Here is a 25,851-nt window from a genome sequence, read left to right as displayed (position 1 = left end):
ACAATTCCCCAACAAAATATACATTTGTTCTGACTATTCTGTCTGCTCCTTCGGCCAATTCACCAGATAGATTTTCTCCGTAGCACGGGTAAAAGCAGTATAAAGCCAACGATAATAGTCGGGCGAAAGCATTTCTTCAGTCATATACCCCTGATCGAGAAAAATCCTTTTCCACTGTCCACCCTGAGCCTTATGGCAAGTCACGGCATAAGCATACTTCACCTGTAAGGCATTATAATATGCATCTTCCTTCATCTTTTTCATACGTTCACATTTCGTAGGAACATCTGCATAATCTTCCAGTACAGCATAAAACAAACGGTCGTTTTCCTCTTTCGTAAGCGAAGGAGCATCCGAATGCAGGGTATCCAGAAGAATCTTGACCTCCAGTTCCAAATCATCATAATCCGGAAAAGTCAGTACAACATCGGCAAAACGGAAGCCATACATCTCGCGTATCCGGCGTACTCTACGTACCACAGCCACATCTCCATTGGCAATAAAATCCAGTTCCTTACACTCCGCTCCCCAATAATAATTATTCTTCGCCACCATCAGCATATCCCCCGTGTTCAGTTCGTCTTCTCTGAACAAGATTGAATTACGTATCCCTTTGTTATAAAGATTGGCCCGTTTGTTGGAGCGGCAGATTATCATAGTATCGTCCATACCTGCCGTATCATAGGATTCAGTAATAGCTTCTATCAGTTCTCCTCCCGGCAGAATCCGTACATCGGAGCATGCAGTTGCCTTCAACACCGGAAGCGAAAAGAAATTCTCTTCTGTAATATATTGTCGCAACAATGTAGCATTGTATAAAATACCGGAATCAGTTGTCTGACGCACTACCTGTGTCAAGCTACACTCCGTAACCTCCAGTCCATATCCCCGCAAAAAAGAAGCCGATAAAGCCGGACTCTCCTCTTCGCCTACCGGAGGCAACTGTGCCGTATCTCCTACCATCATCAGCCGACATCCCTCTCCACTATATACATACTGCACCAAATCGTCCAGCAGTCGTCCTGTACCAAAAGCCATTCCTCCCAGCCCGCTATTGGCTATCATCGAAGCCTCATCTATTATAAATAAGGTGTGACGATGCATATTCTGATTGATGGTGAAATTGTCCGTTTCATTCGAAAATACCCGCTGGCGATAAATCTTCTTATGAATGGTATAAGCCGGATGTCCTGCATAATGCGCAAAAACCTTTGCTGCCCGACCGGTAGGAGCCAGCAATACACATTTCCGCTTCAACTCCTCCATGGTTCTGACCAAAGCCCCCATCAGCGTAGTCTTTCCCGTTCCGGCATACCCTTTCAGAATGAAAGCAGAATCTGCTTGCGAAGAAAATAAAAAGTCGGCGAAAGATTTTATAGTAAAATCTTGTTCTTCTGTTGGTTTATAGGAAAAATTTCGCTTAATTTGCTGCGACAAATCATTATTTAACATAACACGGCATAAAAAGTTCACGTAACTTTGACGTGGTTAAAGTAATTTATTTTATTTTTGCGCTACGAATATAAACTAAAAAAACAAATATTATCATGAAAACAGTTATTAATCTTGTATTAGCTGCCTGTGTTGTTGCCTTGGTATACATCTGCTACGGCAGTATCATGGGTCCTATCAACTTCGATGAAGCAAAAAAAGAAAGAGAAAAAGCAATTATCGCTCGTTTGATCGATATCCGCAAAGCACAGCAGGAATATCGTACAATGCACAACGGTGCATATACAGCAGACTTCGACTCTCTGATTGCTTTCGTTAAAACTGCAAAACTTCCTTTCATCATGAAAGTAGGTTCTTTGACTGACGACCAGTTGAACAACGGTATGACAGAAAAGAAAGCTATGGACTTGATCAACAAAGCTAAAAAGACTGGTAACTGGAAAGAAGTAGAAAAAGAAGGCTTGCAAAACTTCCGTCGTGATACAATGTGGGTTGCTGTAATGGATACTATCTTTACCAAAGGTTTCAACCCGGATTCTTTGGCTTACGTACCTTTCGGTAACGGAACTAAATTCGAAATGGCTATCCGTAAAGATACTACAAAATCGGGTGCTCCTCTGAACTTGTTCCAGGCACAGGTTCCTTACGAAGTATATTTGGGCGACTTGGATGCACAGCAGTTGGCTAACTTGAAAGACATGCAGAACAAATTGGGTAAATACTGCGGTCTGAAAGTAGGTGATATCGAACAGCCTAACAACAACGCAGGTAACTGGGAATAATATATATGATTGAATCGATCGATTTTACAAAATCGGAACAATATACTTTATCCATCCGTCTTAGTACGGATGGATTTTCTTTTTCTATCTACGACCCGTTCTGCGACAGTAAATTATTCTTTAAGCAATACGCGGTCAACACCCAGCGCTCGATGGCAGCCAACGTAAAGTCGTTTCTGGCAGAAACAGAAGAGCTGAAGTACAAATACAAACAGACCAATATTCTGATTCATTCTTCGCGTTACACTCCGGTACCGCTGGAAATATTCGAAGACGAACAGATGGAAAGCCTGTTCTATCAGAACCTGCCCAAGCAAAACAACGAAATTGTGCTGTGCAATATTCTGGGGAAAAGCAATCTGGTAATCCTCTTTTCCATCGACAAGCTGACGCATCAGTTTCTGACAGATAATTTTGCCTCCACACGTTTCTTCTCTGCCGTCAGTCCACAGATTGAACTGCTGACAGCCAAGAGCAGATTGGGAAACAATAGCAAGCTATATGCTAACCTGCACCCGCACAGCATTGATTTATTCTGCTTCGACCGCGGAAAGCTACAGCTCATCAACAGTTATCCGGTGACTACCACCGAAGATACCTGCTACTATCTGCTCAATGTATGGAAAATGTTGGGATACGACCAGGAACGCGATGAACTCCACCTGACAGGTGATCTCTCCCAACAGGACAGCCTAATGGGCGAGCTGAAAAAATACATAAGAAAGATATTCATTATTAATCCTCAAGCAGAACTTCACAGTGCAACAGACACTCCTATTGAAGAAGTTCCGTTTGACATCCAATCTCTACTGATATGCGAGTAATTAGTGGTATTTATAAAAGACGACGCTTCGATGTGCCCCATACATTCAAAGCCCGACCTACAACCGACTTTGCCAAAGAAAACCTTTTCAATGTACTGAACAACTACATTGATTTTGAAGACGGAATCACGGCTCTCGACCTGTTTGCAGGTACGGGAAGTATCAGTATAGAACTGGTTTCAAGAGGTTGCGACCGGGTGATTTCGGTAGAAAAAGACCCTCAGCATCATGCATTCATCAGTAAAGTGATGCGTGAAGTAAAAACCGACAAATGTTTTCCTCTGAGAGGTGATGTATTCAAATACATTGAAAAGTGTAGCGAGCAATTCGATTTTATCTTTGCCGATCCTCCTTATGCTTTGAAAGAACTGGCTACCATTCCAGACCTTATCTTCAAGCAGGAGCTGCTGAAAGCAGACGGACTGTTTGTGCTGGAACACGGAAAAGACTTGAATTTCGAAAATCATCCTAACTTTGTAGAGCACCGTCACTACGGAAGCGTCAACTTCTCTTTCTTTAGAGTAAAGGAGCCAGCAGACGAACCACAGACTCTATGACACGCTGTTTCCGCGGGCGCATGGCCCACTGCTTACGGGAGAGTAACAGACAACTGCGCTGATCATTTAAAAATATTTCTTTCAAAGCCAATGCTGTTTCTTTGTCATAAAAGAAAGCATTGGCTTCAAAATTATGTTCGAAACTGCGGAAATCCATATTGGCAGAACCTACAGAAGCCACTTCATCATCGGATACAATGAGTTTGGAATGCAAAAATCCGGCTTTATACATATACACTTTTACACCTGCAGCCATCAGTTCATCCAGATAAGACAATGACCCCATGTGTGTAAGGAAAGTATCCGCACGTTCGGGAATCATTACCCTTACATCCACTCCTGCCAGTGCCGCTGTCTGAAAGGCATTCATAACCTCTTCAGTAGGAAGGAAATAAGGGCTCTGCACATAAATGTAACGCTGTGCATTACAAATGGCCAATACCACTCCCTGCATAATATCCTTCCACTCACCTACCGGATCGGATGTCACAATCTGAGCCACTACATTTCCTTCTTCGCGCATTTTCGGAAAATATTCTGCCGAAGTAAGCAATGTGCGGTCTATGGCATACCAGTCTGTAAGAAAAGAAGTTTGCAGTCCATAAACCGCTTTTCCCGACAGGCGCACATGAGTATCTCTCCACCTCCCCCATGAAAAGCCCCGGATATACCGCTCTGCAATATTCATTCCTCCGATAAAACCAACCTGCCCGTCGATAATAGCAATCTTCCGGTGGTTCCGGTAATTCACTTTACTGGTAAACAAAGGGAAACGTACTTTCAGGAACCCCAGCACTTCGATTCCCTCACACAACATCTGGTCGTAAAACAGCCGGTCTACCTTCCAGCATCCCACGTCGTCGTACAACAGACGCACCTTCACTCCTTCACGAGCCTTATCTATCAGCAAATCGCGCAACAGACGACCTACTGCATCGTTCTCAAAAATATAGAATTGCAAATGGATGTGATGCCGTGCACCGGCTATTGCCTTAATCAGCGCCTGCAACATCGAATACCCGTCGGTATAAATTTCCATTTTATTCCCGCCAAAAGGCAATGCCTTGTTCACCCGTTTAAAGAAAGCCATCAGTCTCGGCTTACCGGTTTCATCCTGCAAGGACTCCTGCGACTGATATTCAGCCATCGGACGCTTGCTGAGACGGATATAACGCTTCCTACTTATCAGGCGTTCCTTACGTGTACTCCTTCCAAAAAAGAAATAGAATATCAGTCCGACAACAGGAAAGAAAAACAAAACCAGAATCCATGTCATGGTCTTGATAGGGCTCCGGTTGTCCAGTATCAGAGAAAATATGGTGAAGAGGACAATGAAAAAATACAATATATAAAAAAAAGTCCCGAAAATCTCACTCCAAGCTATTCCATCCATACAGATATCTATATTAATTGGACATTGCGACAGAAATAATGAAAAGCCATATGCAAAGCTTCCTCCTGTCTTTTTCCAAAGTTACACAAAAAAGATGAAAATACAAGAAGTGGCAAACTCTGTATTATCGCCGACGGTGCAGGCTGTACAGCCGACGACGTTGAACACAAAAACGGCGTCGCCAACTATAAAGCCGACGACGCCGATTGAAATATAGTTCTGTTACCTTACAGTATGAATAGCCGAATCAAACCTTAAAAACGGCGATGACGCGGTCCGTGTCCACCAAATGCAGGTCCGTTAGAACGAGGAGCCCCTTTACCGCCGAACAAGTTAAGACGATAAATGAAATGCACCATACAATAACTGTAAATGGCATTATACTCAACATCCTTACGCATAGCTGCCGTAATGGTACGGCTGATATTGCTCTGATTACGCAGAATATCATAGAACTGAAGACTTACCGTAGCTGCATTTCCTTTCAGAAAATCCTGAGAAATCTGCGCATTCCAGATCAGTTCATCGCGGTTCATACTGGTATCTGCATAGCCACGGCGTGAATTCTGTGAAACATCAGTCGATACAGACATATTCCATGGAAGGCGTACATTGGTGCTGGCACCATAAGAGAACTGATACGTATCCATGTTGTTGCTCTCCTGATAATTATTGCGCGAATGAGTATAACTGATAGAACCATTCAGCGAGAACTCCCACCAGTCGTTACGGTACGTACCACGCAGACGTTCGCTCAAAAGCAACTGTTTGGTAGTATTCTTATCGGCATCAGTCGTCACATTCTTATCACTGATGTAGCTCACCATATTGCTATAGTTTGCCATGGTAAACGTATTGATGGTATACTTCTTATTACGCAAAGCCGTATTGGTACCCATTACTCCAAATACATTCCAGTTTCCATTGATATTTTCCGACATGGTTTCCGTACCCCCGGTAGAAGAATTATACGTTCTACGGCTACTGATATCATTAATCTTATTCTGGAAGCGTACATGCGAGAACATACCACGCTGCGATTCGGCATTAAAGAAATTGTATTCCAACTTGAACTCATTGGTAAAAGTAGGCTTCAAGCCCGGATTTCCCACCTTTACATTCAGCGGATCTGTATCATCCTTTATCGGCAGCAAGTCGACCATATCGGGCTGTGAACTTCGTCCGCGGTATTCCAACTCCAGACGGCTTGTCTTAGAAAAGTTATACCGGAAACGGAACGTCGGCGTAAAATTGAAGACATGACGTACCGTATCTACATTATACTCTCCCTTCTGATAAGTAAGCGTAGAACTCTGCGGCTGGAAAGAAACACCCGCATTAAGCTGCATCTTCTCACGTACCCAGCGCAAAGCAAGATCGACCTGATGATTATAATAATTATAAGTCGCATTCTTACTCAAGTCCGGATTCAATACTCCTTGATCTCCCACCTCATCATGTATATTCCATCCATCGGGCATGTCGTAAGTGAAATTATCCGTAGTAGAATGTTTATACTGGAAGTTATAACTCAACTGCAAGAATCCTCCCTTGAAAATGGGTTCACTATACATCAAGCGAGCACTGTAATCCGATGTTTTGGTCGGTGTATTGATATAACGGCGAAGCTCTTCGTAACGCTCCTCATCAGTCTGTTGGAAATACTCGGTCAGCGAAGTAGAGAACTGTTCACTACTGCTGTTGGTATAATTGTATTTGCCACGGAAAGTAATGCTACGACCATTGTCAGACAAACGACGGTTGACCATCAACGAACCTCCTGCAGTTACATCGTCTCCGGTTGTAAGCGAATTTTTAACAATCGTATTGACAACAATCTCCTCGGGTACCAAATCAGTCACCTGTCCGGATGACAACAATTCATCCGTAGAGTATCCGGGATCTTCATTAAATGTATACGAGTTGACATTATTGGTATTATCCGTTTTTCCATACTTTACACGCGGACGAAAGATTAAAGTAGTAAGCGTATCCGGATGCCATTCAATACGGAAGTCGGCTGTAAGATTGGTTGTTTTGTTACGTGTATGGTCGAATGCATTCTGAAACGAACTATTTTCTGTAGAAACAAAAGTTTCTGAAGACTGCTTGCTCAGCATATCCGCATCCTTATAGTTAAAGTTCACACTACCACCAGTTTCCAGCTTCTCGTTCTTTGTAGCAAAGTTGAATCCTCCCATTTTAATGGCAGTCAGCCCATTTTCCTTACGGCGATGTCCACCGCCACCGCCTCCGGGAAATCCGTTGTCGTTTACATTGTTTGCCGAACCTATGACAGTAAACTGATTGGAATCCTTAAAATAGTTCAGCATCAGTTTTCCACTATAACGGTCTTTGTTTCCACCCGCCAAATCAGCGTTTCCAAACCAACCTTTATTCATACCAGGTTTCACAGTAAGATCAAGTACTGTTTCTTCCTCACCGTCATCAACTCCTGTAATACGGGCCAAATCAGACTGTTTGTCATACGCACGCACCTTATCAATGATATTGACAGGCAGATTTTTCATGGCAATATTCGGATCGTCAGCAAAAAACTCCTGACCGTCTATCATGATTTTCTTGATTTCTTTTCCGTTGATGGTAATCTTTCCGTTTTCATCAATTTCTGCCCCAGGCAATTTTTTCACCAACTCTTCCAGTGCAGAGCCTTCGGGTACACGGTATGCCGAACTATTGTATACCAATGTATCTGCCACCGCAGTCACTTCCGGTGCCTGTGCCACAATCACAGCTTCATCCAGCATAATGGCATCGGAATGCAACTCGATTTTCCCCAACCGGAGTTGAGGAACATTACGTGTCAGCACAACAGATTTGAATGTAGGAGAATAGCCTACAAAAGAAACCTTCAACAGATATTTTCCGGGACGAGCCGACAAGGAAAAATTTCCATCCAAGTCAGTCACATTTCCTGTTATCATCGTACTATCTTTCACCGAAAGAATCTGAACCGTAGCCTGCATTACAGGCGATTGATCATCCCCATCTACCACAGTGCCCGATATACTATTCTTTCCCCCTTTGTTTTGTGCCCACACAGCTCCCCAGCCGAACAGCAGCAAAACCACTAAAACCCAATTTTTCATTCTTCTGTTCTTTCTTGTTTCAATGTGAGTTTGACTTTTCAAACTCCAAAAGGTTTAATGTATCTTCCCCTTTTTTCTATTTATTTTCTTCTGAACATCTTTTCCATGCGACGCTTCTGCAAGAAAAATTCCCAAACGAGTACATTCAGAACCATATATACAATTCCCACTGAATTATCGGCTACCTGCAAGTCTCCCTCTACTGCACCTTTCACCAGCAGAACTATATAATAAAGTCCCCACACATATAGCGCATATTGCATAGCCTTGCTGCGTAAAGAAGCGGCCTCCGCATCTTCTTCTTTTGCTTTGGCCAGAAAAACCATAAACAAAGAAAGCCAGATAACCAGTTTCATACTCATTTTTACATACAACAGGTTTGTATCGTCTACCATTCCAAACATATACATCAGAAGCGGTACAAATACAGACAATATCAATAGGGCATATCCTATTATTCTACACGATGCAGGCAATATTCCTTTCATAATACACTTTTTTAGTTATTTGCCACAAAATTAATTAAACAGAAGTAAACCCACATTCTCTTCTGACTTTTTTTCTATTTTTGCAGGAAAAACAAGATAATCATGAGTAAACAAGATGTCATTATTTGCCGGAATTTGGAAACGGATCTGCAACAGGCCGTAGCCCAATGCCCACACGATAAATTATTTATATTGACCGACGAACATACCCATCAATATTGTCTTCCTCTGCTTGAACAGCTGCCTTTTCTTAAAAATGCAACCGAAATATGTATCGGAGCAGAAGATGTGCACAAGAATCTGGACACCTTGAGTGAGGTATGGAACGCTCTAAGCACACAGGGAGCCACCCGACACTCACTGATGATAAACCTGGGAGGAGGAATGGTAACCGACCTCGGAGGATTTGCTGCCGCCACTTTCAAGCGTGGTATTCAGATGATTAACATACCAACTACTCTGCTCGCTATGGTGGATGCCTCGGTAGGCGGAAAAACCGGGATCAATTTCAACGGGTTGAAAAATGAAATCGGTGTATTTGCCTCTGCTTCCAGCGTACTGATAGACTGTAATTTTCTGAAATCGCTGGATCATGCCAATATTTTGTCGGGATATGCAGAAATGCTGAAGCACGGCCTCATCAGTCAACCCGAACATTGGAGCGAACTGGTATGCTTCGATATGGAACACATTGATTATACCCACCTTCAGACATTAGTCGGTCAATCGGTTGCCATCAAGGAAAATATCGTAGAACAAGATCCGTTTGAAAAGGGTATACGCAAGGCACTGAATCTGGGACATACCATCGGACATGCCTTTGAAAGTTTTGCATTGAAGAAAGGACAGCCGGTATTACACGGTTATGCTGTAGCCTGGGGTATTGTATGTGAATTGTATTGTTCGCACTTAAAAGTGGGATTTCCTAAAGAACAGATGCGCCAGACTATCTCTTTCATCAAAGAAAATTACGGCAAACTTCCATTCAGTTGCAAGGATTATGAAACTTTATACGAACTGATGAAGCATGACAAAAAAAATACTTCTGCCGAAACTGTGAATTTCACACTGTTGGGAGGTATCGGAGACATCCGCATCAACCAGACGGCAAGTAAAGAAGAAATTTTTGATATGCTGGACTTTTATTGTGAGACAATGGGATAAACCTGTAAACAAGCGTTTTATGTACAAGAGAATGCTCTTCTAAAATCACTTTTCTACTCATTTCTACAGTGGATTTATCCACATCCCTGTTCATAAATGAATAATAAAAAAGTAGGTTAAAAGTTTGCTGTTTTAAAATAAAGCGCTACCTTTGCACTCGCAATTCGGGGTGTAGCTCAGCCCGGTTAGAGTACGCGTCTGGGGGGCGTGTGGTCGCTGGTTCGAATCCAGTCACCCCGACTGGTAAAAAGGCTTGATAATCAATATCAAGCCTTTTTTTATTTTTACCAAATACCGGTTTAATCTAAAGAATTATTTGAATCATATGACATTCAATGTCATTCTATATCGCCCATGAATTTCACACTCTCCTCTGTTCTCACTACAATAATAAGTTCCACTAAAGGTTCCTTCTACCTGAACTCCATCTTTCACATCCTTAATAGAATTGACATAATGTTTTCCATCCATCAATCCATAAAAAGTACCATCTGCATAAATTTCCAACTCCGTAACCAAAGTGAAATTTTCCACATCAAACTCACCTTCCCCAATATTCCCGAAATCATATTTATGTAAGCACTCTCCTGTTTTAGCAAACTCCCAATCTGCTTTTCTCGCAAAATGAGCAATACTTGGCATAAAAGAAAAACCATACTTTTCAAATGCATTAATAGATACATTGGTTATCGTAATTCCCCTTCCTTCACTATCTGTAAAAACATCTTCAAGAAATACATATCCAAACACCGGAATTGACTCTTTATACGTTTTAGCATTGAAGGTCAGCTCTATGAAATCTGAATTCCCCTCCAGATCATCATCTCCACCACAGGATGTAAATGAAAATAGCAGTAATGTCAGCAATGCAATAAACAAGTAATCAGCATTTTTTTCATAACTATTAGAATTAATATTTATATCTTCTCCCATAAACAATGAGAGTTTCACCAACAACTCCATATTGATGTTTCGTATATATGCAACGTTTGGTTCATTAGGCAATCAAAGTTATTCAACCTTCAATAAATGTACAATAATTTTGATTTATAAAAAAATAAATAGATGATGATATAATTTGTCAGTATTGACTATAATACCAAAGCAAACTTTTTATGAACACTTTTATTACAGTATTTCTCTATTTTTTAAAGAACATTGAAAATACTATATAATTAAGGTATATATCAAAAAAAACAATAGCCTTAAAACTAGATTCAAAAAAAAACATAATATTTCCAACAGACAGAAATAAAATTATTTATTATCTATTTTTAATAATAGCATCCAAGTATTATAAAGCTTATAAGATTAAAAATGCTGAGAAAACAAGGAATAACAAACAAGCACCCTTATTCTTAATATTTTTGAAATAAGAATCCATCTCTGATTACAATAGTATAACAGATAAACAACATTCCACGTATTTTATAAAATAATTTATAAATATTTCTTTGTTTAATAAAAAAAGAATATATTTGTGGATACAAATAAACAATACACTAAGAAACGATAAGAGATGTTATAAGAAAGAGAAATCATCCATCTTATAAACAAATACCAGTAGCCTTTCAGGAAAAACAGAAAAAGACACGTATAATAAGTTTAAAGAAATAACCGATCTTATAAACATATGAAAACGATAGATTTTAAAAACTTAGCAGAACAGTACAGAACTGAATTAATGGATAATGTGCTTCCTTTTTGGCTAAAGCACTCACAAGACAAAGAGTTTGGAGGATATTTCACCTGTCTAAACCGAAACGGTGACGTATTTGATACTGATAAATTTATCTGGCTACAAGGAAGAGAAGTATGGTTGTTTGCCATGCTATATAATAAAGTAGAAAAAAGGCAAGAATGGCTAGACTGTGCCATTCAAGGCGGTGAATTTCTGAAAAAATATGGTCATGACGGCAACTACAACTGGTATTTTTCACTCGACCGTACAGGAAAACCTCTGGTTGAACCTTATAACATCTTTTCTTATACATTTGCAACAATGGCTTTCGGCCAATTGAGTTTAGCAACCGGCAAACAAGAATACGCCGACATTGCAAAAAAAACATTCGACATTATTCTCTCCAAAGTTGATAACCCGAAAGGAAAATGGAATAAACTTCATCCTGGTACTCGTAATTTAAAAGGATTTGCTCTTCCTATGATTCTTTGTAATCTTGCATTGGAAATCGAACATTTGTTGGATGAAAACTTCCTGGTAGAAACGATGAATACCTGTATCCACGAAGTAATGGAAGTTTTCCATCGCCCGGAACTAGGGAATATCATTGTAGAAAATGTATTAACAGATGGCTCTTTATCTGATTCTTTCGAAGGGCGTCAAGTCACGCCCGGACATGCTATCGAAGCAATGTGGTTTATTATGGATTTAGGTAAACGCCTAAACCGCCCGGAACTGATAGAAAAAGCTAAAAACATTACACTTACCATGATTGACTATGGCTGGGACAAAGAGTATGGAGGTATCTATTATTTCATGGATCGCATGGGCAATCCTCCACAGCAGCTGGAATGGGACCAAAAACTATGGTGGGTACATATAGAAACCTTAATTTCTTTGCTGAAAGGATATCGTCTTACAGGTGACTCTAAATGCCTGGAATGGTTTGAAAAAGTACATGAGTATACCTGGAATCACTTTAAAGACCAGGAATATCCAGAATGGTATGGATACCTGAACCGTCGTGGTGAAGTGCTGCTGCCATTGAAAGGCGGGAAATGGAAAGGATGCTTCCACGTACCAAGAGGACTTTATCAATGCTGGAAAGTCTTGGAAGAATTAGTATAAACAGAAAGCAGAGAAAGCCATGAAAACAAATCTAATAAAATGGAGCGCACTGATGATACTAATATGTATCTTATCTGGATGTCAAAATAACACAAATGGAGATAATGCTGTAATGCATCGGTTGTGTGAGCGACTTTTTCCACAACATTCTGATCATTTTATCTTTCAATGTATAAAAGATACAACATCTACAGATTGGTACAGTGTAGAATCTATAGATGGAAAAATTCAAATCTGTGGCAATAACAACAACTCACTGGCAGTAGGGTTAAATCATTATTTAAAATATTACTGCCATACCAATGTTTCATGGTATGCCGACGATGAAGTTAAAATGCCCGAATCTTTGCCTGAAGTCAAGGAAAAAGTTACTTCTCATGCAAAATGCTCAAATCGCTTTTTTCTGAACTATTGTACCTTTGGCTATACATTACCTTATTGGAAATGGGAAGACTGGGAACGTTTGATAGACTGGATGGCTCTAAATGGTATAACTATGCCACTGGCTATCTCAGGCCAGGAATCGGTTTGGTATAAAGTATGGTCTAAATTAGGACTGACAGACGAACAAATCCGAAGCTATTTTACAGGCCCGGCTCATTTGCCCTGGCACCGTATGTCGAATGTAGATTATTGGCAAAGTCCGTTACCAACTTCATGGCTGGAAGGTCAGGAAAAACTTCAAAAACAAATCTTGCAAAGAGAACGAGAATTTGACATGACTCCTGTCTTACCGGCTTTTTCCGGACATGTACCTAAAGAATTGAAAGAGCTATATCCAAATGCAAAGATTCATCAGATGAGTCAATGGGGAGGATACGACGAACAATATCGCAGCCATTTCATCGAACCAATGGATACATTGTTTACAACAATCCAGCAAATGTATCTGAAAGAACAGACTGCCATGTATGGAACCGACCACATCTATGGTATTGATCCTTTCAATGAAGTAGATTCTCCGAACTGGAATGAAAAATATCTGTCGGACGTATCAGAAAAGATTTATGAATCTATCCGTCAGGAAGACGAAGAAGCGACCTGGTTACAAATGACATGGATGTTCTATCACAGCAAAGAAAAGTGGACACAACCGCGTATCCGTTCTTTTCTCGAAGCAGTACCAAAAGACAAGTTGATTCTTCTTGACTATTATTGCGACAGCACTGAAATATGGCGTGAAACAGAAAAATATTATGGAAAACCGTATATGTGGTGTTATCTCGGCAATTTTGGTGGCAACACAATGATGGTCGGCAATTTAGATGACGTTGATTTCAAAATAAACAGACTTTATACGGAAGGAGGAAACAACGTATATGGATTGGGAGCAACACTGGAAGGTTTTGATGTAAACCCGTTAATGTACGAATTTGTCTTCGACAAAGCTTGGGATTATCCTGTAACTACCAAAGAATGGATACACAACTGGGCTCTTTCCAGAGGTGGAAAAGAAAGCAAACATGTAGTAAAAGCGTGGGAATTGCTGCACCAGAAAATCTATACCAAGCATGCAACTTGCGGACAGGCTGTATTGATGAATGCAAGACCAATGCTGATAGGTACAGACAGTTGGAATACATATCCTGATATTCATTACAAGAATGTAGAATTATGGAAAATCCTTGAAGAACTGCTGAAAGCGGGTGAGCTGGATAACGCCGGATACCGTTATGATGTGGTGAATGTAGCAAGACAAAGCTTGGGTAATCTTTTCTCTGACTTCAGAGACGCATTTACCGCTGAATATCAAAAAAAGAATTTAGCAGGAATGGAATTATGGGCTGCCAGAATGGATACATTGCTATTGGATATGGACCGCCTGCTATCTACAGAGGAAAACTTCTGCATCGGAAAATGGATTCAAGATGCAAAAGATTGGGGAAAAGATGAAGCTGAAAAATCGTATTATGAAGAGAATGCACGCTGCATACTGACTGTATGGGGACAAAAAGCGACCCAGCTTAATGACTATGCAAACAGAGGATGGGGTGGATTGACCAAAGATTTCTATCGTATGAGATGGAATAAATTCACTTCTTCTGTAATAGCAGCAACAAAAGCAGGTCAGCAGTATGACGCAAAAGCATTTTACGATATGATAACAGAAGCAGAATATCAGTGGACTTTGCAAAGTAAAGATTATCCGCTGGTTTCCGGTGAATCTCCCTTTGTCGTAGCTCAAGAACTATTCAATAAATATAAGCATTACTTCGACTGAGAGTTGATAACTAAAATACAAACATGGTAATAACAAATCTAAGTGAATGAATTATCAAACGAGAAAAATTGCAGTATTCATTTTTAAATTTATTTCTTATGGTGTCAGATTTACGAAGAAAATTTTTCTTAAGACAGGGAATAATCTTGACATGCAGTCTTTTGCCTCTGGCAGATGTTAATGCAAACTTTATTCCGAACACTTTCTCCTCTCACGGGGATATGGTTGATCAGGCTAATAGTCAAAAAGATATTACAGGTAAAGTTCTTAATGAAGTAGGAGAACCTATTCCGGGAGCTTCCATCCTAGTAGAAGGAAGTTCACGCGGTGTTATTACAGATTTAGACGGTATATTTACAATCAAGGTATCACCGACCGACAAACTTATAGTCTCATTCCTTGGAATGGAATCTCAAACTATTACAGTAGGAAATCAGTCAAATCTGGTTGTAAAAATGGCACCTAAAGTTGCAGAACTTTCCGAAGTAACTGTTGTTGCTTATGGTAAACAGCGTAAGGCCAGTGTAATTGGTGCCATCAATACCATTTCTACAAGTGAGTTGAAAACCCCTGTTGGCAAACTGAGTTCCGGATTGGCAGGACAACTAGCTGGTTTAGTAGTTATGCAACGCTCAGGAGAGCCAGGTGCAGGTGCAGATTTCTGGATACGCGGTATCAATACTTTTGGAGCGAACAATAAACCTCTGGTATTAGTCGACGGAATTGAACGTGAACTCGACCTGGTAGACCCGGAAGATATTGCTTCTTTCTCTATCTTGAAAGATGCTACAGCTACTGCTCTTTATGGAGTACGTGGCGCAAACGGTATTGTCCTAATCACTACCAAACGAGGAAGTGAATCAAAACCTAGAATTAATGCAAAAGTCGAATACGGAATGGCAAGTCCTACCCGATTGCCAGAATTGGCAAACGCCAGCCAGTGGATTGACTATTACAATGACATAAACTTGGAAGCATCGGGACGTTTAGCTATCCAGCCTTCTGAAAAAGCCATGTACCTGAATGGTACCGACCCAGATCTTTTCCCAAATGTAGACTGGATGAAGACCATTTTCAAAGATCGAAGCCATTCAATAAGATCCAATGTCAGTGTTACAGGAGGTTCACCCAAAGTACGTTATTACGTAGGAGGCTCTTACTACTCTGAAGGCAGTATTATGAATATGGCCGACAAGAGCCGTTATGACGCCTCAATGAATTACAGCAAGTTTAATTTCCGTACGAACATAGATATAAACATTACTTCTTCTACAGAATTAGGTTTGTCTTTGTCTAACCAATATGAAATAACCAATCGTCCGGGAGCTGATTTGGCTGATTTATATGCTTATACTATCTTAACCACACCGGTATCAATTCCTACCGTTTACTCTGATGGAACCATTTCTCGCCCAGCAGTAGGTTACAACCCTTATTCAATGCTGAACCAGACTGGTTATTCTCAAGAATTCGCAAATAATGCTCAGTCATTATTGTCGTTGACTCAAGACTTCTCGGAGTTCATCACTCCTGGATTGAAAGCAAACATCAAATTCTCATGGGATGCTTACAATGGATCTATACTAAATCGCAAGATCAGTCCTTCCACTTATTATGCAACAGGTCGTGACAAGGATGGTAAACTACAATTCGTTAAAAACAATGACGGTAGTGACTACATGACATTAGTACGCAGCAACTCAGGTTCCAGAACTATCAATCTGGAAGCTTCAGTTAACTACGATCGTCTGTTTGATGAAAAACATCGCGTTGGTGCTATGTTCTTGTTTAATATGCGTGACTATACAGACAACTTTCCAACCAACTATATCGCAGCTTTTGCCTATAAAAATATAGGTATTGCCGGTCGTGCGACTTATTCTTATAAAGACAAATATTTCGCCGAATTCAACTTTGGCTACAATGGTTCTGAAAACTTTGCTCCCGATAAGCGCTTTGGTTTCTTCCCTTCTTATGCGATTGGATATATGATCAGTAACGAAGACTTTTGGGATAACTTAAGAAATACCATTCATCTTTTGAAGCTGAAAGGTTCGTACGGTCATATCGGAAATGACCAGATTGGTGGTAACCGCCGTTTTGCCTTCAACTCCGAAATGAACAGTTATACTTCCGGATATCGTTTCGGACTAATTCCGTCAGATTTACCGGGGGTAGCAACAGGTATTCCTGGTAACCCGAATGTATCATGGGAAAAAGCAACAAAAGGAAATGTCGGTTTCGAAATAGGATTCTTCGATAAGTTAAAACTTCAGATGGACTACTTCTATGAAAGACGTTCGGGTATTTATATCCAGCAGCAGAGCGTTCCTTCAATTGTGGGTCTGAATGTAACTCAATACGTAAACCTGGGTGAAATGAAAAACAGCGGTATCGATGCTTCTTTGGAATACGAACAACGATTCAAAGACTGGTATTGGTCTGCACGTGCCAACTTTACATACAACCGCAATGAAATGCTGTATGATGACAAACCGACTCCAATATGGGCTTATCAAAGTGCTGTAGGTTTCCCATACAATCAGCAGAGAGGTCTCATTGCTTTAGGACTATTTGAATCTGAAGAAGATATAGCTAACAGTCCGGTACATACTTTTAGTACAGTTCGTCCAGGAGATATCAAATATAAAGACATTAATGGTGATAATGTAATTGACGCTTACGACCAAGTAGCTATAGGATATACAGACGTTCCTCAAATCAACTATGGTTTTGGATTCAGTGCAGGTTGGAAAGGTTTTGACTTCTCACTGTTCTTCCAGGGAGTTGGTAATGTAACTCGTATTATCGGCGGATCTGCTTTCTATGGAGCTTCCGACAATATCTTTAACAGAGGTCAGATTTACGCAGACGTAGCAGAAAAACGATGGACTGTCGACAATCCAGATCCTAATGCATTATATCCTCGTTTGTCTTTAAGTAAAGTAGAAAACAATCTCCAGCCTTCTACATTCTGGCAACGTGATATGAGTTTCTTGCGTTTGAAAAATGCAGAAATCGGATATACACTTCCAAAAGAATTATACAAACAATGGGGAGTATCTACCATTCGCTTGTATATGCAAGGTGTAAACCTACTTACATTCAGTAAGTTCAAACTTTGGGACCCTGAACTCGCATCTGATTATGGTAATGTATATCCACAAATGAAAACTGTTACATTTGGCTTGAATATTAACTTCTAAAAGTTATAGTTATGAAAAAGAATAAATTCAAAATATTTGCAGCCATGGCGTTGGCTTCTATGCTAAGTTTTTCTTCATGTAATGATTATCTGGAAGTATCACTGCAAGACCAGATGACATTGGAAGAAGTTTTCAGTAAACGTGTTACAACAGAACGTTACTGGGCTCACATATATAGTTATATTCCCCGTGAATATGAATACTTAAGCGAAGGATGTGCAGTTCCTTTAAGCGATGAAGCTCAATTTTCTTGGTATCAGTGGGTAGATTATCTGATTTTTAAAACCGGTTCATGGGGACCTACATCCACAGCCTACAATATATGGAAAAGCAAATATACAGGTATTAACCAAGCTACCATATTCATGGATAATGTAGACAGATGCCAGGAACTGGATGCTAACTCACGTAAAATAATGAAAGCAGAAGTTCGCTTTCTGAGAGCTTTCTTTTATTTTGAATTATTACGCCAATATGGTCCTGTATATGTTTGGGGAGATGTAGCACCAGATCCTCTGATTAAACCGGATCAAGTAGACCGCCACACAATGGATCAGAACGTAAACTTTATTATAGAAGAATTTGATAAAGCCATAGCAGATCTTCCGTTAGAAGTAGCAGATATGAACGAATGGGCAGGACGTATTACCAAAGGAGCTGCAATGGCTATCAAATCGCGCGTATTGCTCTATGCAGCAAGTCCATTATTCAATGGTTGTGACTTATACAAAGGAAAAATGAAAAACATCTATGGCGAATATATTTTTCCTCAACAAGCTAATCCAGAAAAATGGACCAAAGCAGCTGAAGCAGCTAAAGCCGTTATTGACATGCCTCAATATAAGCTCTATGAAGCAACAGGAGAATCAGATCCATTTCAGAAAGCAATCAAATCTTACCAAGGTGTTTTATTCGATGAATGGAACAGCGAAATTATTTGGGGAGCTTGGGCACGTAATCCGACAAATGCAGATTTTGGTTCTGCAGAATTCTTCTACATTACCCGCTTCCTTCCCCCAACCTTATTGAGAAATGCATTTGGTGGTTATTGTCCATCTTTGAAATTGGTAGATACCTATCCAATGGCAGAATCTGGAAGATATCCGGTAACTGGCTACGATAGCAACGGACAGCCCATCGTAGACGAAAAATCAGGCTATAAGAGTACCGGATTTACAGCCAACTACTCCCACCCTATTGATGGTGCTATGGGCTTAATCAATGCTCATAATAGCTGTGTAGGTCGTGATGCCCGATTCTATGCATCCATATTAGCCAATGGGTTCTATTGGATTAACAATTATGCAGGAAACAAACAAGTAACTTTCTACACAGGTGGAACATCTCCTTATAAAGGAAATGATGGCGACTGCGTAAAAGTAGGTTTCCTTTTCCGTAGAATGGTAGATCCTCAGCTTAACACTAATAACGGAAACTTTGGTAAAGTGTTCTGGTCATATTGCCGTTTAGCAGAAGTTTATCTCAATTATGCAGAAGCATGTAATGAAAAGCCTCAACGTGATGAAGCAGAAGCCTTGAAATACATTAATAAAGTGCGTAATCGTGCCGGCTTAAATGATCTGGAAGAAGCTTACCCTGAAGTTATTGGAAATCAAGACCTCTTACGCGAATTAATCCGTAAGGAAAGAATGGTAGAACTGGCTTTCGAGGGACATCGCTACCACGATGTACGTCGCTGGATGATTGCCGAAAAAGAATTGACCGGCAAAAACTATACATTAAACCTGCTGGCTACAGAGTACGAGCAATCATGGAATCGTACAGATCAAGTATGGATGGGAGCCGACAATATTTTTGAGCCTAAACATTACTTCTTCCCTATCAATCAAGTGCAATTGAGTGAAATGAAAAATATGACTCAAAATTACGGATGGTAAACCATAAACAGTTAATTAGATTACAATATTATTATAGAGAAGTAATATGAAAACGAATAAATATTGGTTATCTTGTGTATTGTTAATAATGGGGATAACCTCTTGTAAGAACGATCTGGATATCAATATGGTAAACGATACCATAGGCTTGATGAATCCAGACATGGTTACTACCACTATATATCCCGGAGTAAATGAAGTTTATAATGTTCAAGTGATAAAAAGTGGAAAGGGACAAAATGGAGCACAAGCAACACTGACTATTGACAAGGATTTCCTGAACAAATACAATAGTGAAAAGGGAACAAACTATAGTTTAATGCCATCTGATTGCTATTCATTGACATTAAACACCTTGGATTTCTCAGAATCGGATTATCAGAAAGCGTTTACATTAAAATGGAATGTAGAAAAACTCCAAGCCGTATTGGAAGATGACGCAAATGTTGCAGTTCCGTTAACAATGCATGTAAATACAGAGGGAGTCAATATTGCTCAAGATCGTCTTTCAACCCTGGTGGTTCCTTCTATTGATACTCCAACACTGGCTTTTGAAAATGCAGGATTATTCAAGGGGATTATGCCGACAATAGACGATTTAGATGAACGTGAGGTACATATTAAGGTTCAAACAAACTTCCCCAACAGAGACAATATTATTTATGAAATAGTTGTCGATCCACAACTGTTGGCAGACTATAATGAACAAAATGGTACAAGCTATCAGTTGCTTCCCGAAGCAGCCTATAAATTTTCTGATAACAAATGGACTCTTCCAGCTCTTACAAATGAAAGTTATTTTTCATTTACCTTCAAGAAAAAAGCTTTAATGGCTAATCCTGAAAAAGTAGAGTTTGGAGAATATGTATTACCAGTCAAACTGGTATCTGCATCTACATGCGAAATAAGTCAGACTGCTTCTACCATTCTGTATAGCATCAGTTTCCAACCCGCACTAATAGAGAAAGCAGCATGGAAGGTACTTGATAATAATACTTGCTCCAAAGAAGACGAAACGTCTTGGATTGCATCCTTAGACTGGGGGCCAGAAAAAACGATCGACAGCGATCCTGCTACTTTTTGGGGGTCTAAATGGACTACTCCTAAACCTCTTCCTTATTACTTTGTATACGATATGGCTGCAGAATATAAGATTTATAAAGTTGGTTTTGACAATCCGACCGGCGCAGATGCTTGGCGCGGAAATGCTAAAGCCGGTTATATCGAATGCAGCATGGATAATGAAAACTGGAATCGTTTGACCGATTGGAATCTTTCAGCACAAGAAATCCGCTCTATAGCAGTCAATGTAAACACTACAACTGCCCGATATTTGCGTTTTGTTATCACAGAAGCTTTTGATTCACACCTATTCGAAAACGGTGGTTCTCAAATGAATATTGCTGAATTCTATGCTTGGGGTGAATAGAAATTGAATAAATAGAGAATTCAAAAAAAGGCTGTATCCTAATAAAGCATTACTGAAGTGAACTATAGATTACATGGATATCTTATTACCCCCAAAATCTATGTAATCTGTATAAAAGACACAAAGTTTTATTTTGATACAGTCTTCTTGGCCAAGTTTATAACCGATGCATATCTTTGCATATCTAAACGACAAAAAAACAATGAAAAGAAATACACAAATCTTCAGATTTTTGCTTTGTCTTTCGTTCTTATTTAGTTTTCTCACGATTAAAGCGAATGACAAGGGATACAAACAAGGAAATATCAATGACTTAGCCCTAATTTATCAGGGAGGGAAACACCGTATCGACTGGACTCCCGAGCAGTTTACTCCTTATGTTGTACATGAATTTGCAGATGGCCATAAAGAATGGCTATTCGACGGATATCTGTTTTTGGAATTTACAGATGGAGAAGGATTAAGTTTTGCCACCCGATATTCAGACCTGAATGCAACCAAAGCCGACTGGATTTGGTTACTCGACCGTCTTTTTGAAAAAGATAAATCTCTTTCAGCTTTGGACCAATGTATCGACACTCATATTCATGAGATTGGAAAACCAGGTTTTACTCATAAAATTGTTCTAAGCATTCCCGAACTTATGCCCGGACAGAAAAACTGGGGAGAATTAGATGGTGAAACAATGGATTTCAGCATCAAGGAACACCAAATCAAGGCTACATGCTGGTATGTAGACCAATTAGCAGAACGGTTTAAAAAAGCAAAATTCAAACACTTGAAACTGGAAGGTTATTATTGGTTGGCAGAAGACAATGACCTGACTAAAGATCTTTCAGTCTTCGTTGCCAATCATATTCGCCCTACAGGAAAATCATTTTGCTGGATTCCTTATTGGCAAGCAAAGGGCTATGACCAATGGAAAGAATTGGGATTCGACATCGCTTATCAGCAGCCCAATCATTTCTTCAATCATAATATTCCTGACAAACGTTTAGACGAAGCTTGTATTTCTGCTGCTAAACTGAATATGGGTATGGAGCTTGAATTCGATGAGAATGCACTTTATAATGCCAAAAACTCTTCTTACAACCGTCTGGTAGCCTATGTAGACTACTTCGAACGTCATCAGGTATTCCGCCGTTCTGGTATTGCGTACTATAGTGGAAATCACGGATTCCTGGATATGTATCAGTCAGGACATCCTAAAGATCAAGAAATCATGGATCGCTTATGTCGCCTCATCATTGACCGCCGCTCCCATCTACAAAAAGAGCCGGCACGTAAGCATACAAAGGTTGTAGCTCATAGAGGATTTTGGAGCACACCAGGATCTGCAGAAAACTCAATCGCATCTTTAGTTAAGGCAGATTCAATAGGTTGTTATGGTGTTGAGTTTGATGTATGGTTGACAGCAGATAATAAACTAATTCTGAATCATGACGGATGGCATGAAGGGCTTTCTGTAGAAAAGAGTACCGCTGACGTACTGCACGCACTGAAATTAAGCAATGGAGAAAATATGCCTATGCTCGAAGAGTATCTGGATAAAGCAAAGAAAACTAAAGTTAAACTGGTGTTGGAAATGAAACCACTCAGCACACCAGAGAGTGAAACCCAAGCTGTAGAACAGATCCTTCAGATGGTAAAAGAGAAAAAACTTGAAAAACGTATGATGTATATCAGTTTCTCCCGTCATGTAGTCGAAGAGTTTGTCCGTCTTGCCCCTAAAGGTACTCCAATCTTATACTTAGGTAACAATATATCTCCTAAAGAATTACACAAAATGGGAGTCTCAGGTGGCGATTACAACTATTGGGTATTCCAAAAAAATACAACCTGGCTGCAGGATTTGAAAGATCTGAAAATGATTTCAAACGCATGGACAGTCAATCGTCCGGATGAGATGCAGTGGTGTATAGATCAGGAAGTAGATTATATTACTACCGACTATCCGTGTATGTTTATGGGACTCTAAACGTTCCAGACATACTTGTTATTATCAGTAATTAAATGTTTGGTTATGAAATTTATTTGGATTATCTGGTTCTGTTTACAAAGCATTTTTATGTGGGCTTGCTCTGCCAATAGTGCAAACAGAGCAGTTCCTGCAGGACCAAACGAAGAGGAAACAGCAGATACATTGAAGTTAAGCCGACAGATGCGGGTGTTAATAAAAGGAGAGAACCTTTATATTGGAGCTCGCCTCGATACTTCTTATGACATCCTCTATTGGTTTAAGAAATGTATGTTCAACAACCTCTACACATTTTACCAAGTAGGAATATATCCTAACAGTGATTTTATGCCACTCTCGGATCCTTCCATAAAACCGTCGCATATACTGAATTTAGCATTTAGCGACAACATTGGTCCTTTTTCCATTTCCGGATATGGATGGTGTGGAGGGAATCATCCATATGTAGACAATATCACTCCAACAGGATACAACATAACCTATCAGATAATACTTGATGGCAACCCCTGTACGGATGAAAGCTCATTTTTGGCTAACAAGGTAGAACTTCTTGTAGAAAACTGTATCCTCAATCCTGCTGTTGTACAGCAAATAGATGGGAAAAACATTCTAGAAAGTCCACTCACGGTAGAAACAGTCCGTTATCAGATAAAAGGAAATAGCATTGGAGTAAAGCTCATGCATGAGTTCAAAAATGAAAAACCTGTCACAGTGCAGACCTACTACGGTATGCAGTCTATGTATATGGATGAGGTCTATACAATGACAATAGGAGGTGCTTACAGCAATTGGACACAGCAGAACGGGGTAAGTACGTTCAATAAGGGCGCCTATCCTGACATGTGCTGCTTTCTGGAAAAAAATCATGTGGCTTCTCAGGCTTCCTACTTATTCAATACAGGATTGGGGATGCATAATGATATTTCCGATGAAGATATCATATTCATTGGCAACTCAAATGGAAAAAGCTATCATAAACTGATTTCAAATCAAGAGTTTGTCAAAGGAGATAAAATTGAATGGGAAGGTGTATACGTATGGTTCAGAACACCTGTTTTCGAAAACGAGCAGTTCTTATGCTTCGAAGGAAATATAGAAGGAAACAGAGCATTGTTCATCCAAACTAAAAAAGGAGTCGATACAGTTTTGCCATTACCTGAATATACAAATGGAAGGTTCCGGATATTAGAATCACGCGGAGATATTAAAATTGAAGGAAATACATTTTACGAAGGCAAGCTTAAGGTAAAAAGCAACGGTTCTACCGGGTGTGTATTACTTCTTCAATAAAATAAAACCAGAACAATGCTATTTACAACTCTAAACAGTACTCCAATGAAACAAAAAATATTATGGACAATCTTTATGTGGTGGGCCTGGCATTCGGTATATGGCCAAGTGAAATATTACGATGCGGCAGCCTTTCCACTTTACGGAAAATGCAAACTGGAAGGTTCCGCATTGTATAACCGTTTCCCAGACTCTTTGCAATCGATTTCACGGCCAGAGCTTTGGACATTAAGCACGAACTCTGCAGGAATGGCAATACGTTTTCGCAGTAACTCCTCTACAATATCCGCCCGTTGGGTATTGAAATACAACAATCACATGAACCACATGACCGATACGGGGGTAAAAGGACTCGATTTGTATGGCTTGGAAAACGGTGAATGGGTGTATATGAACGTAGGACGCCCTTTAGGCAAGAGCAATGAAGCTACAATTATAAGCAATATGCAGCCTGTATGGCGTGAGTACATGTTATATCTTCCATTGTACGATGGGGTGGATTCATTATTCATCGGTATCGACAAAGAAGCAGAAATCACTCAACCTCAGACAGAGCTCCCCCGACGTTCTAAGCCGCTTGTCATGTATGGAACCAGTATTCTGCAAGGGGGATGTGCTACTCGCCCCGGTATGGCACATACCAACATATTGGGTCGTATGCTGGGAGTAGAAGTTATCAATTTAGGATTCAGCGGAAATGCATTTCTTGATTTGGAAGTAGCCGACCTGATGGCAAAAGTAGATGCTTCTGTTTTTGTAATAGACTGTCTGCCTAACTCTTCCGTAGAAATGATGGAAGAACGTTTATATGAATTTTACCGTCGCATACGTAATGCCTGGCCGGATACTCCAATCCTATTTATTGAAGATCCTGTTTTTACTACGGCCGCATTCGATTTACGTATAAGAGAAGAAGTCACTGCCAAAAACAAGACTCTACATCAGATTTTCGATAAAATAAAAAAGCAGGACCGTCATGTTGAATGCATCGGGCTGTCCAATTTCTTAGCCCAGCATAAAGATGCTACTGTCGATGGTATTCATTTTACAGATGTCGGGTTTATTGAATATGCCCAACTCCTATACCGCCATCTAAAAAAACATGTAAAGTAACTCCTTGAGTTTTATCTGACACAATTTATAGTATCGAATAAATTAAAAGCAGGATTTAGTATACTCTATAGTAACTAAACCCTGCTTTCTAACTTTCTTAAAAACATTCATGGAAATCGGAATCGGATATATTTTTC

The 25,851-nt window shown here is 39.9% G+C and carries 17 protein-coding genes and 1 tRNA gene; 13 read left to right on the top strand and 5 right to left on the bottom strand.

Annotated elements, in window-relative coordinates; genetic code table 11:
- Positions 1–33 precede the first annotated feature (33 nt).
- Positions 34–1,452 carry an ATP-dependent DNA helicase gene (locus tag WKU26_RS07460; protein ID WP_340321488.1) on the bottom strand — a complete coding sequence of 473 codons (1,419 nt, stop codon included), beginning with the start codon at positions 1,450–1,452 and terminating at the stop codon, positions 34–36.
- A gap of 95 nt (positions 1,453–1,547) precedes the next feature.
- On the opposite strand from WKU26_RS07460, the gene WKU26_RS07455 reads away from it, so the two are divergent.
- The 3 genes from WKU26_RS07455 to WKU26_RS07445 are packed head-to-tail and all read left to right on the top strand — an operon-like array spanning position 1,548 to position 3,615.
- On the top strand, positions 1,548–2,234 hold the full coding sequence (locus WKU26_RS07455; RefSeq protein ID WP_340321487.1) for a hypothetical protein: 687 nt from the start codon (positions 1,548–1,550) through the stop codon (positions 2,232–2,234).
- A 5-nt stretch (positions 2,235–2,239) separates the two neighbouring features.
- Entirely contained in the window at positions 2,240–3,058 is an 819-nt protein-coding gene (locus WKU26_RS07450) for a DUF3822 family protein (protein ID WP_178265802.1), read from the top strand.
- Positions 3,049–3,615: an RsmD family RNA methyltransferase gene (locus WKU26_RS07445; protein ID WP_340321486.1), complete on the top strand. Its 567-nt coding sequence runs from the start codon at positions 3,049–3,051 to the stop codon at positions 3,613–3,615. The genes WKU26_RS07450 and WKU26_RS07445 overlap by 10 nt, the downstream gene beginning before the upstream one ends.
- Here WKU26_RS07445 and cls read toward each other — a convergent pair.
- The 3 genes from cls to WKU26_RS07430 all read right to left on the bottom strand — a co-directional run bounded on the left by cls (position 3,575) and on the right by WKU26_RS07430 (position 8,606).
- A complete protein-coding gene (gene cls, locus WKU26_RS07440; RefSeq protein ID WP_340321485.1) occupies positions 3,575–5,008 on the bottom strand; it encodes a cardiolipin synthase in 1,434 nt (477 codons plus the stop codon). The genes WKU26_RS07445 and cls overlap by 41 nt on opposite strands.
- 254 nt (positions 5,009–5,262) lie before the next feature.
- Positions 5,263–8,118, bottom strand: a complete 2,856-nt coding sequence (locus WKU26_RS07435; protein WP_340321484.1) for a TonB-dependent receptor — start codon at positions 8,116–8,118, stop codon at positions 5,263–5,265.
- 80 nt (positions 8,119–8,198) lie between these two features.
- Entirely contained in the window at positions 8,199–8,606 is a 408-nt protein-coding gene (locus WKU26_RS07430) for a hypothetical protein (RefSeq protein ID WP_178265794.1), read from the bottom strand.
- 102 nt (positions 8,607–8,708) lie between these two features.
- On the opposite strand from WKU26_RS07430, the gene aroB reads away from it, so the two are divergent.
- A complete protein-coding gene (gene aroB, locus WKU26_RS07425) occupies positions 8,709–9,770 on the top strand; it encodes a 3-dehydroquinate synthase (protein ID WP_178265795.1) in 1,062 nt (353 codons plus the stop codon).
- A gap of 165 nt (positions 9,771–9,935) precedes the next feature.
- Positions 9,936–10,010 (top strand) — tRNA-Pro (locus WKU26_RS07420).
- 81 nt (positions 10,011–10,091) lie between these two features.
- Here WKU26_RS07420 and WKU26_RS07415 read toward each other — a convergent pair.
- Positions 10,092–10,703, bottom strand: coding sequence for a hypothetical protein (locus tag WKU26_RS07415; protein ID WP_340321482.1), 612 nt, complete (start codon positions 10,701–10,703; stop codon positions 10,092–10,094).
- A 709-nt stretch (positions 10,704–11,412) separates the two neighbouring features.
- Between WKU26_RS07415 and WKU26_RS07410 the strand changes: the two genes are divergently transcribed.
- The 8 genes from WKU26_RS07410 to WKU26_RS07375 all read left to right on the top strand — a co-directional run bounded on the left by WKU26_RS07410 (position 11,413) and on the right by WKU26_RS07375 (position 25,714).
- Positions 11,413–12,579, top strand: a complete 1,167-nt coding sequence (locus tag WKU26_RS07410; protein WP_445323226.1) for an AGE family epimerase/isomerase — start codon at positions 11,413–11,415, stop codon at positions 12,577–12,579.
- A 19-nt stretch (positions 12,580–12,598) separates the two neighbouring features.
- Complete coding sequence (locus WKU26_RS07405; protein WP_340321480.1) at positions 12,599–14,800, top strand: alpha-N-acetylglucosaminidase; 2,202 nt, start codon at positions 12,599–12,601, stop codon at positions 14,798–14,800.
- 98 nt (positions 14,801–14,898) lie between these two features.
- Positions 14,899–18,006 (top strand): SusC/RagA family TonB-linked outer membrane protein, encoded by a 3,108-nt coding sequence (locus tag WKU26_RS07400; RefSeq protein ID WP_340321479.1) that lies wholly within the window; start codon positions 14,899–14,901, stop codon positions 18,004–18,006.
- A gap of 11 nt (positions 18,007–18,017) precedes the next feature.
- Positions 18,018–19,904, top strand: coding sequence for a RagB/SusD family nutrient uptake outer membrane protein (locus tag WKU26_RS07395; protein WP_340321478.1), 1,887 nt, complete (start codon positions 18,018–18,020; stop codon positions 19,902–19,904).
- A gap of 46 nt (positions 19,905–19,950) precedes the next feature.
- On the top strand, positions 19,951–21,333 hold the full coding sequence (locus tag WKU26_RS07390; protein ID WP_340321477.1) for a BT_3987 domain-containing protein: 1,383 nt from the start codon (positions 19,951–19,953) through the stop codon (positions 21,331–21,333).
- Positions 21,334–21,535: 202 nt separating this feature from the next.
- Positions 21,536–23,311: a DUF4855 domain-containing protein gene (locus WKU26_RS07385; RefSeq protein ID WP_340321476.1), complete on the top strand. Its 1,776-nt coding sequence runs from the start codon at positions 21,536–21,538 to the stop codon at positions 23,309–23,311.
- A gap of 45 nt (positions 23,312–23,356) precedes the next feature.
- Complete coding sequence (locus tag WKU26_RS07380; protein ID WP_340321475.1) at positions 23,357–24,601, top strand: hypothetical protein; 1,245 nt, start codon at positions 23,357–23,359, stop codon at positions 24,599–24,601.
- A gap of 45 nt (positions 24,602–24,646) precedes the next feature.
- Positions 24,647–25,714: an SGNH/GDSL hydrolase family protein gene (locus WKU26_RS07375; protein ID WP_340321474.1), complete on the top strand. Its 1,068-nt coding sequence runs from the start codon at positions 24,647–24,649 to the stop codon at positions 25,712–25,714.
- Positions 25,715–25,851 lie beyond the last annotated feature (137 nt).

The organism is Phocaeicola sp. HCN-40430 (assembly GCF_037890285.1).
Lineage (GTDB): Bacteria > Bacteroidota > Bacteroidia > Bacteroidales > Bacteroidaceae > Phocaeicola > Phocaeicola acetigenes.
This window is presented reverse-complemented; position numbering and strand designations above follow the sequence as displayed.